Annotated in this window: 18 protein-coding genes and 1 riboswitch; of the genes, 15 read left to right on the top strand and 3 right to left on the bottom strand. The window is 53.6% G+C overall.

Annotated features, from left to right (window positions below; all coding sequences use genetic code 11):
- The first annotated feature begins 11 nt into the window (after positions 1-11).
- The 3 genes from B5M42_RS02615 (at position 12) to B5M42_RS02605 (ending at position 1,756) form a co-directional block, all read left to right on the top strand.
- Positions 12-479 carry a RicAFT regulatory complex protein RicA family protein gene (locus B5M42_RS02615; protein WP_407946100.1) on the top strand — a complete coding sequence of 156 codons (468 nt, stop codon included), beginning with the start codon at positions 12-14 and terminating at the stop codon, positions 477-479.
- Positions 480-551: 72 nt separating this feature from the next.
- Positions 552-1,286, top strand: coding sequence for a phosphonate ABC transporter ATP-binding protein (locus tag B5M42_RS02610; RefSeq protein WP_134748580.1), 735 nt, complete (start codon positions 552-554; stop codon positions 1,284-1,286).
- Positions 1,283-1,756, top strand: a complete 474-nt coding sequence (locus B5M42_RS02605) for a low molecular weight protein-tyrosine-phosphatase (RefSeq protein ID WP_134748581.1) — start codon at positions 1,283-1,285, stop codon at positions 1,754-1,756. The genes B5M42_RS02610 and B5M42_RS02605 overlap by 4 nt, the downstream gene beginning before the upstream one ends.
- A 76-nt stretch (positions 1,757-1,832) precedes the next feature.
- Here the strand turns inward: B5M42_RS02605 and B5M42_RS02600 are convergent, their stop codons facing one another.
- The gene (locus tag B5M42_RS02600) at positions 1,833-2,231 is read right to left on the bottom strand and encodes a hypothetical protein (protein WP_134748583.1); all 399 of its coding nucleotides are present in this window, start codon (positions 2,229-2,231) and stop codon (positions 1,833-1,835) included.
- A gap of 78 nt (positions 2,232-2,309) precedes the next feature.
- Positions 2,310-3,563, bottom strand: coding sequence for a sensor histidine kinase (locus B5M42_RS02595; RefSeq protein WP_134748586.1), 1,254 nt, complete (start codon positions 3,561-3,563; stop codon positions 2,310-2,312).
- A 269-nt stretch (positions 3,564-3,832) separates the two neighbouring features.
- Here B5M42_RS02595 and B5M42_RS02590 point away from each other — a divergent pair, with 269 nt between their 5' ends.
- From B5M42_RS02590 to mgrA, 11 genes are all read left to right on the top strand, one after another.
- Complete coding sequence (locus B5M42_RS02590; protein WP_134748588.1) at positions 3,833-4,012, top strand: hypothetical protein; 180 nt, start codon at positions 3,833-3,835, stop codon at positions 4,010-4,012.
- Positions 4,013-4,125: 113 nt separating this feature from the next.
- Complete coding sequence (locus B5M42_RS02585; protein ID WP_134748590.1) at positions 4,126-5,136, top strand: 2-oxoacid:acceptor oxidoreductase family protein; 1,011 nt, start codon at positions 4,126-4,128, stop codon at positions 5,134-5,136.
- A 36-nt stretch (positions 5,137-5,172) separates the two neighbouring features.
- Positions 5,173-7,476 (top strand): thiamine pyrophosphate-dependent enzyme, encoded by a 2,304-nt coding sequence (locus B5M42_RS02580; protein ID WP_134748592.1) that lies wholly within the window; start codon positions 5,173-5,175, stop codon positions 7,474-7,476.
- A gap of 83 nt (positions 7,477-7,559) precedes the next feature.
- Complete coding sequence (locus B5M42_RS02575; protein WP_134748594.1) at positions 7,560-7,853, top strand: hypothetical protein; 294 nt, start codon at positions 7,560-7,562, stop codon at positions 7,851-7,853.
- A gap of 130 nt (positions 7,854-7,983) precedes the next feature.
- Positions 7,984-8,077, top strand: a riboswitch (cyclic di-GMP riboswitch).
- Between the two features lie 169 nt (positions 8,078-8,246).
- Positions 8,247-9,197: a C40 family peptidase gene (locus tag B5M42_RS25470; RefSeq protein WP_134748596.1), complete on the top strand. Its 951-nt coding sequence runs from the start codon at positions 8,247-8,249 to the stop codon at positions 9,195-9,197.
- 78 nt (positions 9,198-9,275) lie between these two features.
- Positions 9,276-9,878, top strand: a complete 603-nt coding sequence (locus B5M42_RS02560; protein ID WP_134748598.1) for a ribonuclease H-like YkuK family protein — start codon at positions 9,276-9,278, stop codon at positions 9,876-9,878.
- Between the two features lie 165 nt (positions 9,879-10,043).
- Entirely contained in the window at positions 10,044-10,550 is a 507-nt protein-coding gene (locus B5M42_RS02555; protein WP_134748600.1) for an ADP-heptose synthase, read from the top strand.
- A gap of 178 nt (positions 10,551-10,728) precedes the next feature.
- Positions 10,729-12,198 carry a hypothetical protein gene (locus B5M42_RS02550; protein ID WP_134748602.1) on the top strand — a complete coding sequence of 490 codons (1,470 nt, stop codon included), beginning with the start codon at positions 10,729-10,731 and terminating at the stop codon, positions 12,196-12,198.
- 352 nt (positions 12,199-12,550) lie between these two features.
- Entirely contained in the window at positions 12,551-13,891 is a 1,341-nt protein-coding gene (locus B5M42_RS02545; protein WP_230632590.1) for a hypothetical protein, read from the top strand.
- Between the two features lie 88 nt (positions 13,892-13,979).
- Complete coding sequence (locus tag B5M42_RS02540) at positions 13,980-15,035, top strand: phosphotransferase enzyme family protein (protein ID WP_134748606.1); 1,056 nt, start codon at positions 13,980-13,982, stop codon at positions 15,033-15,035.
- Positions 15,036-15,189: 154 nt separating this feature from the next.
- The gene (mgrA, locus tag B5M42_RS02535; protein WP_134748608.1) at positions 15,190-16,179 is read left to right on the top strand and encodes an L-glyceraldehyde 3-phosphate reductase; all 990 of its coding nucleotides are present in this window, start codon (positions 15,190-15,192) and stop codon (positions 16,177-16,179) included.
- A gap of 5 nt (positions 16,180-16,184) precedes the next feature.
- Here the strand turns inward: mgrA and xerS are convergent, their stop codons facing one another.
- Positions 16,185-17,270 carry a tyrosine recombinase XerS gene (gene xerS, locus B5M42_RS02530; RefSeq protein WP_134748610.1) on the bottom strand — a complete coding sequence of 362 codons (1,086 nt, stop codon included), beginning with the start codon at positions 17,268-17,270 and terminating at the stop codon, positions 16,185-16,187.
- A gap of 217 nt (positions 17,271-17,487) precedes the next feature.
- On the opposite strand from xerS, the gene B5M42_RS02525 reads away from it, so the two are divergent.
- The gene (locus B5M42_RS02525; protein WP_134748612.1) at positions 17,488-17,838 is read left to right on the top strand and encodes a hypothetical protein; all 351 of its coding nucleotides are present in this window, start codon (positions 17,488-17,490) and stop codon (positions 17,836-17,838) included.
- Positions 17,839-17,845 lie beyond the last annotated feature (7 nt).

Below are 17,845 nucleotides of genomic sequence, written 5' to 3'. Positions count from 1 at the left end.
GAGTGTTAATCATGTCGGAGCATCATCACCATCATCATGGAAACGAACCGCATGCTTTTGAAATGGAGCATTTTACGAATACCGAGCTGATTGTGCGCGAGGACATTTTGAGCAAGGCGAAGGAGCTGGCCGAGCTGCTGACAACCTCCAGCGAAGTTCAGTTCTACCAGCAGGCGGAAAAGCAAATCAGCTCGAATGAGCACATTCAAGGGCTGATTGCGCAAATTAAAAAGAAGCAGAAAGAAATCGTGGCTTTTGAAAAGTTTCAAAACGCCAAAATGGTGGAGAAAATCGAAAAGGAAATCGACACGCTGCAAGATGAGCTTGACGGAATTCCGGTTGTCAGCGAATTCAAGCAAACGCAAGCCGATATCAATTACTTGCTGCAGTTGGTGATGTCGGTCATTCGCGATACGATATCCGATAAAATTAACGTAGAAGCAGGCACAGCGACCGCTCCGGGCGGCTGCAGCGAGTAGAGCAGTTCCCATCGCCGTTCATCAGGCTTTATGGCCGGGAGCGGCGATTTGTGCGAAAGGAGAGGAACCGGCATGATTACCGTCAGAAGCTTGAGCAAAATGTACCCTCCCGATCAGCGGGTGCTCTCGCAGATCAGCTTTCAGGTTGATCAAGGAGAGTTCGTTGCCGTGATCGGCGGCAGCGGCAGCGGCAAGACGACGCTGCTGCGCTGTATGGCGCACAAGGAAGCATGGACGGCGGGACAGCTGATTTATCACGGTCGCGATTGGTCGTCCCCTGGGCTGTTCAAACGCTGGCAGCTCGCCAAGGACTTTGCATTTCTGGATGAAAAGCCGGCGCTGAGCCGGAATAAAAATGCGATTAAAAATGTGCTGCAGGGCCGTCTTTATCAAGCCCCGTTGCGCATGCTGACCGGCACGCTTGGACGCGACGCGCATGTGATCGGCATGGATTATTTGCAGCAAGTCGGCTTGCTGGACAAAGGGGAGCAAAAGGTCGGGCAGCTGAGCGGAGGCGAGCAGCAGCGGGTAGCGATTGCGCGTGCGCTGGTTCACGGCGCCAAGGTGCTGGTTGCCGATGAGCCGGTTACCGGACTGGACCCGAAAGCCACAGAAGCGATTCTGCAGGATTTCCGCAAGCTGTGCAGCGAACGTCAAATGACCGTCATCGCGACGCTGCATCAATTGGAGCTGGCGGAACGGTTTGCGACGCGGATTTGGGGAGTCCGCGACGGCAAGATCGTACTGGATATTCCGGCCAGAAGATTGACGTATGGCGAAAGACAGCTGGTGTTCGGCGAAGCATGATCGGCGTTTTGTTTATTTGCTTGGGCAATATCTGCCGTTCCCCGATGGCGGAGGCCGTGTTTCGCGATAAGGTCCGGAAGGCCGGTCTGACTGCACAGATCCGCACCGATTCGGCCGGTACGGGCGACTGGCACGCGGGCGAGAAGCCGCATCACGGGACGCGCGGCATTCTGGACCGCTATGGCGTTGACTACAGCGGGATTCGCGCCCGTCAGGTGAAGCGCGACGATTTTGGCGATTTTCAGTATTTGATTGCCATGGACGACAGCAACGTTCGTAACCTGCTGTCGTTTGCGCCGGACCGCGACAGCCATGCGACAGTGCGCAGATTGCTTGACTTTGCGCCTGATCGTAAGGAGCGCAATGTGCCCGACCCGTATTACACCGGCAATTTCGATGAGGTGTACGAAATGGTGGAGGCATGCTGCACGCAACTGCTTGCCTTTATTCGCGAAAGGGAGGGGCTGTAGCCGGCTGAACGCGGCTGGCGGCAACTCAAAAAAGCAACCGGGTGATTACGCCCGATTGCTTTTTGGTTTGTACGGTTCACAGGGATGTCAAACCCGTTTGCGCCGCGCATTCATAGATGGCGCGCAGCATCTGCTCACGGATCGGAATGATCATATCGATCGCGCCCAGCCTGAAGATGCCGCTGCGGTTATGCATCGTCGCTGCTGCTACGTACAGCTTGTAATGAGCCGAGCCTGGCGACAGCGTGGCCGATTCCTGATTCGCGAAGCGGGAATTGACAAAGCTGATTTTCTTCAATCCGGTACTGTCGTAAGGAACGATGCTTATAATATCTTCAAGCTTCATGTAATAGTTGACGTGGGGCTTGTGCAATACGAGCTCTTTGGTGGATACGGTCAATCCGTAATCCCGTTTCTTGTGCGACATCTTCAGCTCGCCTTCAAGCGATTTGATCTGGATAAAGTCCGGATTCAAGACCAGCCCTCCTTCCCAGCATCTGACGAACGCTTCATTTGAGTTGTTCTATCAGAATACCATAGTTTGAAAGGCTTGTTAAGCGGATTCCCCGTCAAATTGCAGGGTGCAAAGCGTGCCTTTGCCGGGCTGGCTCGTAAATTTGATGCTGCCGCCCATCGTTTTGACCAGACCAAGCACCACGACCAGTCCCAGTCCGGTGCCGTGCTGCTTGGTTGTTTTGAAAGGAACGCCAAGCGAATGGATTTGCGCCTTGCTCATTCCAACGCCGGTATCGCAGATCATAATATGGACTTTATCGTCGACCTGCTGGGTTTTAATCGTCAACTTGCCTCCTTCGGGCATCGATTCAATGGCATTTTTGATCAGATTCATCAGGCATTGCCGCAGCTTCTTCGATTCGGCGCGAATATACACAGGTCCGGCAGCATGAAACTGCAGATGGACCGCAATGCGCGCTTCGTGCGCCATCGGGGTGATGAAGCGGGTGACGGAGCCGAGCTCCTCACATACGTCGAGCAGCACGCGCTGATCGGTGGCAGGCTTGGCATAATTCAAATAATCGGTGATGATGGCATTCGCTTGGTCGATGCCGCTCAGAGCCAGCGCTATATAACGCTTGCGGTCTTCTTCGGAAAATTCCATGCGCTCCATCATTTGCAAAAAGCCGCGCGTTGTCGTAAGCGGATTGCGAATCTCGTGCGAAACGGATGCGGCGAGCTGCCCGACCATGCGGTCCTTTTCCAGCTGGAACAGCTTTTCGCGGCTCAATTCATGCTTCTGTACCTGGTGGCAGGCATACATCACGATGCAACTGCTCAGAAAGGAGCCGGTGAGAATAATCGCCGAGCGTTCGGGGCTTGCGGCGTTGATGCTTTGCTCGATTGTCCAGTACATGCCGGTATAAGCAGACAGTAGGGCGATGCCGAAAATTTGCTTGGCCCACAACGAATCATGATTCATCTTGCGCTTGGCATACAGGCCGGCAGCAAGGATGAGGGCGCTTGCCAGCAGCGTGGGCAGCGGTGGATTGTTCATAAAGACGACGCTGCCGACATTAAACGCGAGCCAGGTCGCAATGGCGGGCAAGCTGCCTTCGGTCAGCAGCGCGACGCTGATCGAAATCGGGGTCAGCTGCAGCGTGTAGATCAGCGGATCGTGACCGCCTTCGTTCAAATACAATGCGGAGAGGCCCAGCAGGATGATGAGGAACAGCAGCTTGCGCATCGCATCGGTCTGAACGAGAACCGGCGTCAGGATCAAATACATCAACATGGCGCTTAATATGTATAAAAGGCCTTGCAGCTCATGATAAACGACTGAATGGAGCAAATATGTACCATCCTTTCCACCCGCTCGACAGAAGCTGTGTTTTTTCTACATTATCTCACAAAATGGGAGTAGTTCAAGTAATGCGCTACATTTTGTTTCATAAAGATTTGACAAAGATCGAATCAAATCTTGTTTAGCCACTGGGGGCACCTTTGCCGGCTTGCGGATAATTCCAGAGACAATCGGCTTTAGGCGCAGTATAATAAGAGCATATATGTCTGCAAGCGGTTACATTACGCTTCGCTGGAGCCGGAAGGGAGCGAGGGTCCATGAAGGTATGCCCACATGTGCGCGGAGTCGTATTCGATCCGCTGGCGGAAGGATTTGTCGACATTTGCGATAGCTGCAAAGACGAATGCATGGCGGAAACGGAGGGAAATGAAGGGCGGGAAGACGCTCATGGCTTTTATTTGGGCAGCTGCGGCCTGATCATCGACTATCTTCTCTAGTTTCATTAGGCAAAAAACTGTTGCTTAGCTCGAATTTATTGATACAATGATAGTAGCTACAGTTTTGTTCTTATTCTAATTAACGGTACCTCATTTTTGAAAGGAGACATTGAATGGTTACTTTGCCCAAAATTAACGATCTCGGCTTTTTTGAGATAAGACTTGAATCCATTGGCGGTCTCGGCGCGAACCTGGCGGGTAAAATGCTTGCCGAAGCGGGGGTTGTAGGGGTTGGGCTCAACGGGGTAAGCTTCTCTTCCTATGGTTCCGAGAAAAAAGGCTCGGCCGTGAAGGCGCATATCCGTTTTTGCGATATGGAAACGAACATCCGCGATACTTCGCCGGTTGAGCGCCCGCACGTTGTGGGGGTATTCCACGAGTCACTTTCAAAAACTGTAAACGTTATCAGTGGAATCTACGAAGATAGCACGGTGCTGGTGAACTCGACGAAAACGCCGGACGAGCTGAAGGAAAAGATGAAGCTCAAGGGCGGCACCATTGCCGTCGTCGACGCCATCGGCATTTCCCTGGAAGAAAAGAACAGGGTCAACATGGCGATGCTGGGCGCTTTGTTCCGGCTGTGCGATTTCCTTGATCCTGAAGTCATGAAGGGTGTTATCCGCAAATCGTTGGAGAAAAAATACCCGCAAGCGGTAGCTCCGGCGCTGCGTACGTTCGACCGCGGCTACAGCGAGGTGCAGTTCCAGACCTACGCGCTGCCCGAGGGCGAATCGATGCCTGAATTTGTGCGCATGGACACGCCTGTGCTCGGTTTTGAAACGCAACCAATGGGCGGCGTCATCACGAATCCCGGCAACAGCATCCTGAAGGATCTCAGCATTTCCCGCGCGGGCATGATGCCGCATTTCCATGAAGATAAATGTATTCATTGCGCCTCCTGCGACAACGTTTGCCCGGATTTCTGCTTTGTGTGGGATGAGCAGGCCGACAAGAAAGGCCGTCCGCAAATGTTCCTGCAAGGTATTGATTATCAATACTGCAAGGGCTGTCTGAAATGCGTGATGGCTTGTCCGACGGAAGCTTTGACCAGCGCTCGCGAAGAAGAAGGCTATGCGGATGCGAACCGCATGCCGCACCGTTTTGATTTGGCGATTAACGCCTGATAAAGAAAAAAATGGGAGAAGGGTGGATACACACGCATGGCCATTGATGTCAAAAAGGAATTGGGTCAAGCCAAGATTGAGCAGCGCATCGTCTATGAGTCCGGCAACGAGATGGCTGCTTATGCGGCGCATCAAATCAATTATCATATTATGGGCTATTTTCCGATTTCTCCGTCCACGGAGGTTGCCCAATTTCTCGATCTGATGAAAACGAACGGACAGCATGACATCGTGCTGATTCCGGCCGACGGCGAGCACGGCTCCGCCGGCGTATGCTACGGCGCGTCGACAGCCGGAGGCCGCGTATTCAACGCGACAAGCGCCAACGGCTATCTGTACATGCTGGAGCAAATGCCAGTACAATCCGGTACCCGTTTTCCGATGGTTTTGAATCTGGTATGCCGTTCCGTCTCGGGACCGCTGGACATTCACGGCGACCATTCCGACTTGTATTACGCGCTGAATACGGGCTGGCCGATTCTGATGTGCCGCGATCCGCAGGCGGTTTATGATATGAACATTATGGCGTTGAAGCTGGCTGAAGACCCGGCGGTTCGTTTGCCGGTCATGGTCGCTTCCGACGGCTATTTCACTTCGCACCAAAAACGTCGTGTACAGACGTTCGCACACCGCGCGGACGTGCAGGCTTTTGTCGGCGAGAAGCCGCAAGGGTTCCCGGACACGCTTGACCGCAACAATCCGATTACGGTCGGTCCTTACATGAACGAACCGGACTATATCAATAACTGCTACCAGCAATCGGTGGCGATGTACAATGCGGAGGAAGTGTTCGACCGCATCCGCCAGGAATATGCGGACTTGACCGGACGCGATTATCCGATTCTCGACCTGTACCGCATGGAAGACGCCGAGGTGGCGGTTTTCCTGATGAACTCGGCTTCCGAAATTATCAAGGACGTCGTCGACCAACTGCGTGAGAAGGGCATCAAAGCCGGCTCGATCGCGCCGAACATGATCCGTCCGTTCCCGGCCAAGCAAATCGCCGAAGCGCTGAAAAACGTCAAAGCGATTACGGTCGGCGACCGCGCCGATTCGTACGGCGGCCACGGCGGCAACATGGTTAACGAGATCAAAGCGGCCCTGTTCACGCATGGCAACCGCGACACGCTCGTCATCAGCCGGATTTACGGCTTAGGCGGCAAAGACTTCTATGCCGAAGACGGCCATAACATGTTCCAGTTCGCTATCGATGCGATGAACGCCGGCAAGGTCGAAGTTCCGTTCGACTATTACGGCCACACGCCAGGCGACCCGAATAAAGCGCCGAAGCGCGTACTCAATCCGATGAAATTCGAGGAATTGAAGACGGGGCTGATTACAGTGAAGCCGGATGAAGAAACCGGCAAGCTGAACGTCCGCATTCCGCCGCTGCGCGCGCTGACGAAGAAGCCTAAGCGGATCGCTCCAGGGCATGGCGCATGTCCGGGCTGCGGTATTTTCTCCGGTCTGGAGCTGTTCTTCAAGGGGATTGAAGGCGACATCGTTGCGCTGTTCCACACCGGCTGCGCAATGGTTGTGACAACCGGCTATCCGTATTCCGCCCACAAAGCGACTTACATTCACAACCTGTTCCAAAACGGTGCCGCGACATTGTCCGGCGTCGTCGAAATGTTCTGGGAGCGCAAGCGTCGCGGCGAGCTTGACGCGTACAATTTGCAGGACGATTTTACGTTCGTCATGATTACCGGCGACGGCGGCATGGACATCGGCATGGGACCTGCCATTGGCGCTGCGCTGCGCAATCATAAAATGATCATTCTGGAATACGATAACGAGGGCTACATGAACACAGGCGCTCAGCTGTCGTATTCGACGCCGCTCGGTCACAGAACGTCGACGTCCAACGTCGGCGCGAAGCAAGGCGGTAAAGTGTTCCATCATAAAGATACGGCACAAATCATGGCCGCTACGCATATTCCGTATGTGTTTACAGGCTCGGAGGCGTATCCGCAGGACTTGGTTAAAAAAGCAGCCAAAGCCCAGTGGTATGCGCAGCATGAAGGTCTTGTGTACGGCAAAATCCTGATTACGTGTCCGCTCAACTGGCTTTCCGAGGATCAGGACGGCACGAACATCATCGGTGCGGCTGTCGACTCCTGTTTCTTCCCGCTTTACGAGGTTGAACACGGCGTGACCACGCTGACTTACAACCCGGAAGAAAAGAACAAAAAGATTCCGCTGTCCGACTGGTTGAAAACGATGGGCAAAACGAAGCATATGACGAAGCCGGAATATGCCGAATCGCTCAAATCGTTCGAGCACGAAGTCGAACGCCGCTGGAACATTTTGAAAGCGAAGCACGAGAACGAATACCTGTAACAATCGTCTCAAGGCACATGACCTCCAATCCCGGGCAAACGCACGGGGCTGGAGGTTTCATTTTGATGATGGAGGAACTACCCATGCCATTTGTCTTACATCATGCCGGCAGCGGGCAAATCTATACCTGCATGCTGGTCAACAACTATCGGCTGCCCTATTACGGCGTGAAATTCTGGGAAAGCGAAGCTGAGGCGACCGAGCAGGCGTCCGGTTTTTTGACTGCGCAAGGCATCGACGATCCGGCGCCGTGGCTCGTGCTGGAGCTTACGGAGCAGCAAATGAAAATAGGTAATGTGCGCTTGAAAAACGATCCGGGTCTGATGTTGTTCTGGGGAAGCGACGGCAAGCCGGACATCCGCAAAATCCCAAATTGACAATATCTCACAGCGGGTCAATAGGCAGGACGATACCATTTTTTTGCGTGCAGAAACAGCACAAAACGCCTATTTTCGACAGGTACCCCCTCAAACTATAATAAAGCTACGAACAGCCATTCATTTCACAACGCGAGAAAGGCAAACCGGATGAAAATCCGCGACGCAAAGCTAGAGGGGCTTCTGACGCCGGCATCATGGCGTCTTGCCAGCCAGCTGCCGAAGGTGAGGTTTCCTGCAAAGGATGACCGTGCCGCGGCACGCGTCATCCTTTTTCCAAATCATGGAGGTGAAGCGGACACATTATCTTTTGTACCAATTTTTGCACATCGTCGGAAGTCGGTCTTTCATTCTTAACAGCAGGATTAACTTACATAATCGGAGGTAAAGACGATGAAAAAATGGGCTTTGGTTACTGGGATGCTGCTGCTGGTATTGTGCGCGCTCGTTCCTGCGGCAGCTTTTGCCGAGGATGGCGTAACAACGAAAGCGGTGATTCAAGCGAGCGTCAGCTTCCGCGATCAGCCGACCACGTCAAGCAATGTCATGCGTTATCTGAAAACGGGTGAAACGGTGACCGTGCTAGACTGGCCGAATCCGAACTGGCTGTACGTGCAGGATGCGCAAGGCGTAACCGGATATGTGTCCTCCAGCTCCAAATACATAGCAATGTCGAGCAATGCAAAAGTAATTTATGGCGTTAATTTACGCACGCTGCCAACAACCGACGGCTCCAAGGTCATTCGGATGTTGAGCAAGGGTGAAGAAGTATATGTGGTGGAACAGGTGAATGACAGCTGGTACAAGGTGCAGGATCAGGCTGGCGCGGTTGGTTACGTCAGCAGCAGCAGCAAGTACCTGGTAACCGATTTCAGCGTCGCCAAGCCGGTGCTTCCGCTGTCTGACCGGATTGAAGCCGTGATTGCCGCAGCAGGCGCTTACATGGGTACGCCGTATGAATTTGGTTCCACCCGTTACGACAAGACGACATTTGATTGCTCGGATCTGGTTCTGCAGGCAATCTGGGATGCGACAAGAACGACAATTCCAAGCGATTCCTCAGCTCAAGGCAATTACGTTCGATCACTGGGACCGATTTCCACGGACTGGTCGAAGCTCAAGCGTGGTGACCTGATGTTCTTCAGTTCCTACAAAGGCTCGAAGGCTTCTGACTACGCCGGAACGAATCCGCTGACTGAAGAAATTACGCATGTGGGCATTTATCTCGGCAACGGCATGATGCTGCACACGTATTCGCCGGAATCCGGCGGCGTCCGCATCGATTCCATTGCCGGCAAGCAATGGGACAACCGCTTCCTCTACGGCGGCAGCGCTTTGCAATAATTCAGGTTCGAACCCGGCGGCAATCGCCATATACTGATCATAAGGCAGGCCCTATTTCCGGAAAGATAGGAGAACCTTATGAAAAGACAGACACAGTGGACACCGGTAAACGAGCTGGAATTTCGCAGCAAAACGGAAAGCGGTTTGACCTTGCACAAGGTGTTCGAACGGATTGTGCGCTTTATGAAGCTGACGCCTTGCGCGAGATACAAGCTGATGATCGGCACCGATTGTCAGGTTCATCCGGGACATACGAAGTTTATCACAGGCGTGGTCATTCAACGAATGGGAGCGGGCGCTTGGGCGTGCTACCGTCAGGTGGTATGGCCGCGAACGGTCGTATCCATCCAGGAAAAGCTGTCGGCCGAGACGGATTACAGCGAAGAGATTGCTTTGTTTTTTGATCGGCAACGGCGCAGCAAGCTGGAAGAGATCGTGTTGCCGTTCCGGTACGAAGGTGCGGCGCTGGAGCTGTTCATTCATATCGATGCCGGCTCCGACACGTTGCGCAACCGGACGGCGGCTTTCGTCGAGGAGATGGCCGGACGGGTGGAATCGTTAGGTATGGTACCCGTTATCAAGCCGGACGCTTACGTGGCATCCGCTTATGCCAACCGCCATTCGAAGAAGCCGTTTACCGGCGTGTTCGCTGCAAGGAAGCTCGAACAGCGGCCGCTCTAGCTGCCCGATCCGCTCCAATAGCCGCCCCTTTCGCCAGCGAAGCGAGTTCGCTAGCGGAAGTGGCGGTTTTTTGCTCCGATTGACGGCATGTCGCTTTGCAAAAGAAGGATTTTACGTCACAATAGAGAATACCTGCATGGAGTTCATAAAAAGGGAGGTTTCACCGTGTCCCGCACGTTTGTGATTGAAGCTGTGATGCTGGCCGTACACGGACAATTGCTGCTGCCGGCCAGCCCTGTCGAATATATAATTCCTTACTCGACCATTCAGGAGCTGTACGAGCTTCAGGATACGAACGAGCCGCTGATGATGGAGTCTCAAGAAGACGAGCATGTCAAAGGAATTATTCGCGAGCTGATTGCTTTTTTCGAAGAGCCGCTGAATAAAAAGAAAATCGAGCGGGCACTGCAGGTTCCTTGGCGTAAAAGTCCGCCGCTGCCGATCAACGAGCATGTAACCTTGACGATCATTTATGCGCTGGACCAAGCGGAATATGGTGAGCTGTTCGATCCGATCGAAACGGAGCTGATTGTGACGGCGAATCGTGAGCAAACGGCGCTGCTGACCGACCAATTGGAATTTCTCGACCGTCTGCTTGAGGCGTCTGTGCCGGTAGAAGCGTATGATGTCGAGGATTTTGAGTTTGCTGTCGAGGGAGATTTTCAGGTGTAGCGGCAGGGTCAAGATCTGATGTAACCGGACCGAAAGAGAGGTCCGGTTTTGTTTTGCCCGGAATAGAAAGCGCCCACTTGCGCAACTTTTGGACTAGTCCGGTCTTGCCGGTTCACGTATAATAGAAGATGAGGTAATGGGCCATTGCTGGCGAAATTGACAGAAGGAAGGTGAGCAGATGCAAAGCACATTACGCAAGAAAAAAAGCTCCGCGCCGCAAGCGAGTGCGCCTTCCGTCAAGCCGGTCGAGCAAACGGAGGTTCAAGGAGCGGTTCAATTGCAGCGTACGATCGGCAATCGGCAAACCGGGGAGCTGATCCGGGAGCACGGACCATTGGCGGTACTGCAAGGCGGCGGAGTCGCAAGCCGGGTTCAGCCTAAGCTGCGGCCGAGCGCCAAGACGTCCGGACCGCGGATTCAACGGGCGCCGGATGTGGTGGATTTTGCCGATGCCGACGCTGCAGAGAAATGGTATAACGACGAGAAAGGTGAGCTGGAAGCGAACCCGCTGCGTAAAACGCGGTTGCAGAAGGCGACGGAGTATTTTTTGGAATCGGTCGGCATGTGGAAGGATTACGAAGCGCAGGAATTGACGGCCAAGGAGTACCAGCAGGATTTGATCAAGAAGTACAAGCTGGCCTTGAAGCTGGAGGAGCTTGAAGGAGCAGTCAACACCCAGATCAATGGCGTCAAGGATAAAGCTGCTCCGCTGAAGGAAATCGTCGAGATCATCAAGCCGGGCTCCTGGCTGCGCAGCTATGCGACCGAAGAGCAAATTGGGACGATGAACACCATTAAAGACAATTTCAATCCGGCGATTTCATCGCGCCAATTATATATTCAGAAATTGCAGCCCATTCTCAAAAAAGTGACAGATGTTACGGATATCCAGGAGTTTGTCTGGACTCCCTTTTTCAATCAGATCAAAGAGGATATCGCCAAGGCCAAGGAAGAGGCCCCGCTGTCGGCTTTTAACGAGGGTTACAAAGAAGATGCCGCGAACTTGAAAATAGCGCTGGAGAATCAGGCGAAGGACAGAATCAAAACGAAGCTGGAAGCAGCGCGGGACGACGGGGCCAAGCTGCTCGACGTCGAAGGGGCCGTGCCGGAGGTCGTGACGGCGGTGTTCAAAAAGGAGCTGGCTTCCGACCAGGTCGATACGCTGATTACAAAGGCGCTGGAGATTCAGCATAATCCGGGCAAGGACATTTGGCTGCGCAAGGTCGTAGGGCTTGCGCCTGGCTTGGGCGGCGCCTACATGAAAAATATCGCGAAAATCGATAACAAGGATACGCACGTGACCCGTTATGCCGACGGGGTACCGGACAAGCCTTCGGTGCTGCTTGGCGGAGTGACGCTGAAAAACGATATTCTCGGCAACGGGGTTACGGCGTTTCATGTCACGATTGAAACCGGCGGCGCTTCGCATGAGAAGCCGCATGCGTACCGGGGCGGCATCACACTGACGCGCTGGAACCTGTACCCGCAAGGAGGCAGCGGTTTTGCCAATGCAGGCGACCTGCAAACAGCTCTGGAGAACAGCTTGGCTCATCAGGTGACGCAAGCAGAAAATGCGATTGACACGGCCCGGACGAATAAAGGCAAAGGGCTGCAGACGCAAGCTGTAAGAGGCTGGCTGAAAAATTAGCTGCGTGCTGCAAAGAGCTTCATAGTAGGGAGTACCATTACGTGTTGTCTACGCGTAAGATCTGGACCGATGCCGGCGTTTTGTAGGAAACGTCGGTTTTTTGCTGAACGGCGGACTATTCCCGAGCCTGTTTTTTACGTATAATTGGTTATATGGACAATTCTGGAACGTAAAAATATGCTGCAAAGGAATGTGATTCTGCGCTATGACCGTTCATAAAGAGGTGTCTTCCTCTACGCCCGGATGGCAAGCTGCTGTTAACGAGCCCGTTCGACGGGAGCTTGCTACAGACCGAATGCCAGCGCCAGCCAGCCCTGTGACGTATTTGCAAAGAACGTTGGGAAATAAGCAAATGGAACAAATGGTCAAAACGAGCTTGTCCGACAGAGGCTTAGTCCAGCGTCAGGCTAACGCAGCGGCTTTCATGCTGCCTGCACGGTCGTTGAGTGCAGCTCCAGCCGTGCGGATCCAAAGGACGGAGGGAGATTTTGACGATGTCAGTGAAGCCGAAGAATGGTTTGCGGGCAAGAAGAACGAGTTTGAGGAGAATCCCTTACGAAAAGCGCGGCTCCAGCCGTTCATTGAATATTTTCAAGATGCTGTCAGCCAGTGGAAGGATTACGCGGCACAGAAAGCGAATGTCGATGAGTGCAGCGCTGAGCTGATCAAGTATCTTCGAATTTGCATAAAGTTGGAGGAAATGTCAGGGCAGATCGAAAGCAAAATAACAAAGGTCAACACAAAAAGCGCTCCGTTAAAAGAAGTCGTCACCGATTTTAAGCCGGATTCCTGGCTGCGCAGCTATGCGGACGCGGGAGAAAAAGCCACCATGACTACGATACACGACAATTTTAATCCGGCGTCTTCGTCTCGCGATTCGTTCGTGCAGCGCCTGCAGCCGCTACTGGCGTCTATAGCCGAAATTACGGAATTACGCGACTTTGATGTAAAGGAATTTCGAAAAAATCTGACTTCACAAATCGAAAACATTCAAATGGAGGTTCCTTTAGCCAATTTTAACGAGGACTACAAAGATCAGGCAGCAGTATTGAAGACGACTCTGGACAATAAAGCCAAAACGTCGATACAGACGAAGCTCGAAGCGGCCGTGGCCGATAACAATCGGCTGCTGGATGTGGAAGGCGCCGTTGACGAAATTGTAACGGTATTATTTGAAAAGCAGCTCAAGCCTGCGCAGGTCGATACGTACATCGCCAGCGCCTTGACTTTGCAGCATGCGCCCGATAAAGATATTTGGCTGAGAAAGGTGCTACGACTTGCTCCCGGTCACGGTGGTGCGTATATGCGAAATATTGCCCAAATCGATAATTTCCCAGCGCATGTAACGCGTTATGCAAACGGCATACCCGATAATCCTTCGGTCAACACCGGCGCTGTGACGTTGAAAAACGATCTTCTGGGCAACGGACTCACGGCGTTCCACGTTACCATTGAAACGGGCGCCGCTGCGGACCGTAGGCCGCATGCTTATCGGGGCGGCATAACACTGGCGCGTTGGGATATGTATCCACAGGCCAAAAGCGGCTTTCACAATGGATTTCAACTTGAGCATGCTCTGGAGACAACGCGGGATTTGGAAGTGGCCAATTCCGAGGGCTGGATTGACAATGCCAGAAACAGCAAAGGCAAAGGGTTGCAGAAAAACGCGGTCAAAAATAAATTGAAAAATTAAAAGCGAAAACGTACAGGGACCGGGATCGGGCTACAGCGGGAGCTTATTAAGTATACATAAATAAAATGATGTAAACAAAAGGTGGGTTATGTCTCTTCGAGTGGAAAATCAACAGCTCGCTTCACTTCTTGCGGCGTGGCTTCCAGGCATTCCTTTTACGCTGCGCATCGGCGGTCAAGGAATGAACAATACGACCCGCTTCGTGGAAGCGGAAGACGGGCGCACCTATGTGCTGCGGGTGTATAACACCCACCGCGATGCCGATAAGGTGCGCTTCGAGCATGAGACGCTGCTGGCCTTGGCCGACCAGCGTCTCGGATTTGACGTGCCGCGCCCGCTGGAAGCGGCGGGGGGCGGCACGTTTGTTCGCTGCAGCGAAACGGGCAAGCTGGCGGCACTGTTCGTCTGCCTGCCAGGTTGCAGCCCGGAACGGCTGCAGCCGGATACGTGGCGGCAGCTGGCGGAAGCCGCCGCCACGTTGTCGGTAGCGCTGCGCAGGGTGCAGCCCGCAGCGCCAGCGGCGTATCGGCCGTACTACGAGCTCGGGGAAACGCACCCGAGCTGTCCGCTTCCGGCCGTGGCCGCGTGGTGCGAACGGCCGCCGGCCGCGTTCGCACAGTTGGAAGCCGAGCTGCAGGCGCTGGCTCGGCAGGTGGCGGCGTTTGCGGAGCAAGCCGCTGGGCTGCGCGAGCTGCCGCATCAGCTCGTGCACGGCGATTTGAACGCCTCGAACCTGCTCGTGGACGAGCGCGGGCGGCTGTGCGCGCTGCTCGACTTCGAGTTCGTGACGTATGATGTGCGCGTGATGGAGCTGGCGGTGCTGCTGTCTGATCTGCTGGTTCCCGCCCAGGCCCCGGAGGGGGACGAGGAAGCGATGTGGCAGACAGCCGAAGCCTGCATCCGCGCCTTCAGCGAACGCGCCGGTCTGACAGCAGAAGAGCTGAGCAAGCTGCCGCTGTTGGTCGCACTGCGGCGGCTGGATGTGTTCATTCATTTTCTGGGCCGGTATCTGGACGGGACAGACGAAGCAGGTGATCTGCAGCGTATTATTGCCTCTTCGGCCAAGCGGCTTACTTGGCTTGACAGCCGGACGGATCGGCTGCGGGCAGCGATCTCAAGCGCACGAGATTTCTCGGCTGGCTGAAAAATGCGGCGAAATCAGATGCGGACCGGAAGCTACTAACGCCAGGGTAACTAATGCAAATTCATTTCAGTCCTTTTATTGGCAGCGGACTTGGCCTATACTAAGCTTTGTGACGAATGACCGAGTCAGTCGGTCTTTGAAGGAGGATAAGTACATGGTATATCAAGCGAACCCAACACGATACGCAGAAATGAAATATAACCGCGTCGGCCGTTCCGGTCTGAAGCTGCCGGCGATTTCACTCGGCTTGTGGCACAATTTTGGCGGTGTCGACTTGCACGAGAACGGCAGAGCGATGCTGCTGCGCGCATTTGACCTGGGCATCACGCATTTCGATTTGGCCAACAACTACGGGCCGCCGCCAGGCTCGGCCGAGGAAATGCTTGGCAAGGTGCTCAAGTCGGACCTCGCGCCGTACCGCGATCAGCTCGTCATTTCAACCAAAGCCGGCTATTACATGTGGGAAGGCCCGTATGGCGAGTGGGGCTCGCGCAAATATCTGGTATCCAGTCTCGACCAAAGCCTAAAACGCATGGGGCTGGAGTATGTCGATATTTTCTACTCCCACCGTCCAGACCCGGAGACGCCGCTGGAAGAAACGATGGGCGCGCTGGATCAGATCGTCCGCTCGGGCAAAGCGCTGTATGTCGGCATTTCCAACTATTCGGCCGAGCAAACGGCGCAAGCGATTGAAATTTTGAACGCGCTTGGCACACCGTTGCTCATTCATCAGCCGGCTTACAACATGTTCCATCGCTGGATTGAAGACGGTCTGCAGGATGTACTGGCGCAAAACGGCGTGGGTACGATTGCATTTTCGCCGCTGGCGCAAGGCGTGCTGACAAATCGTTATCTCAACGGGGTACCCAGCGATTCGCGCGCGGGGGGTTCCAGTGTGTTTCTGAACAGCAAGGATTTGACGGATGACAAAATCGGCAAAGCGATCAAGCTCAACGAAATCGCCGCCCGTCGCGGTCAAAGCCTGGCCCAGCTGGCGCTGGCCTGGGTGCTGCGCGAGGAGCGCGTCACGTCGGTGCTGATCGGCGCAAGCAAGGTGTCGCAAATCGAAGATAACGTGGAGACGATCCGCCGTTTGGATTTCGCCCCGGAAGAGCTGGCTGAAATTGAAGAAATCCTGAAGTAGATCCTTCAGGATTCCATACGGCGGTCGATCGCTTCGGCCATCGTTTTGTCGGTCAGGTGCGCATAAATTTGCGTCGTTTCCGGCGAGGCGTGGCCGAGCTGCTCTTGCGTTTTATACAGATCATTGCGCAGATAATAGTCGGTGGCGAAGGAATGCCGCAGCTTGTGGACGGACAAATACGGCTTGCCGAATCGCTTGGCGTATTTGACGACCATTTCCTGAATCGCCCGCTTGGTCATGCGTTCGCCTTCTTTTTTGCCATTGGCTATGGCAAGGAAGAGGGCTTTTTCGCGTTTGGCCGGCTTGTAGCGGGATTGGCGCAGGGCCAGATATTCGTTCAGGGCGGCAATGGCATCATGGCGGAAGTAAACTGGCGTTTTGAACGTGTCGTCGTTTTTACCTTTTCGATATACATAGGTCAGCTTGCGTTTGAGGTCGATATCGTCGACATTCAAATTGAATACCTCGGAGACGCGCAGGCCCGAATTGAGCACAAGATTGACGATGCAGGCATCGCGCACCTTATTGATTTCATAGGCGTACAGCGCCTGCTTGTTGCCTGCGACGTCGGCTTCATAGCCGCCATTGCGAATATAATCAATAAATTCGGCGATTTCCTGCTCCTGCAGCAGCTTGCCCTCCAGCCGCGCAGCGGAATCCTTGGGCTTGTGCGCCCGTTTGATCTCGACCTTGGCCATCACATTGCGCTTGAGCAGCGGATACAGGTTATCGTCTTCGGCGATTTGACTTAAATAATGGAACAGCGAACGCAGCGAGGAGAGCTTGCGGTTGATTGTCGTTTTGACATTGGCCTGCTCGCGCCGCGTCGCCAGAAACATGCGAAAATTGTCGACGCTGTCCATGCGCAGCTTTTCCAAATCCTCAATCGGCACCTGCGAAATGCGATCTGCGGACGAGAGCCCTTCCGCGAGCATCCACGAGAAAAACGTATCGTAATCGCGCACGTACTCCAGCAGCGAAGAGGGCGAGAGGTCGGGGAGCTTGTAATTGATGAATTTTTCCACGTACCAGGGCATGGCCGGCAATTTCTTGTCCAGCTCCTGACGGTCTTTTACTTTAATAATATTCACCGGGCGGCACCTGCCTTTATCAGCCTTTACAGGTGTAAGTATACCAGTCCGCACAGGAAAAGCATAGATTGCGTGAATTGTTAACATAAAAATAATTATGTCATCACTATCACGAAGGCCCTAGAAATTAATCGTGAATTTGTGACGCCATGCACAGTTTTTTATGCCCGCACCAAGTATAATCAAGAGAGATCAGAACTATATGGAGAGATGAAACATGCAAACTTTACAATTGAATTGCCGGACCTGTGAGTTCTTCATGAACGGAACGTGCGTGAATCCGAAGTCGGAAATCGGTTTTAATCAGCTGATCGAACGTATGACGGATGAAGGAAGGTCCTGCTGGTCGATATCCTTGAATTATTTTTCCGTGTTGGTGGGCACGCTACCGCTGAAGGAACAGCGGATGATGGCGGACATGGACGATATTACCGTCTATGAGCTGCTGGAGCGAGTCGAAACGGGTTCATGGGGCCGGGATGTACTCAGACGGATTGAAAGCCGCACCGTTACAATGTCGTCGCAATCGCCGATGCCGTTGTATCCTTCTTTTGGCGCATTTTTGTAGATTTTGT

Origin of the sequence: Paenibacillus athensensis (assembly GCF_004514475.2) — a bacterium.
GTDB classification, from domain to species: domain Bacteria; phylum Bacillota; class Bacilli; order Paenibacillales; family NBRC-103111; genus Paenibacillus_AL; species Paenibacillus_AL athensensis.
Note: the sequence above shows the minus strand (reverse complement) of the source record. Positions and strands in the feature narration are given on the sequence as shown.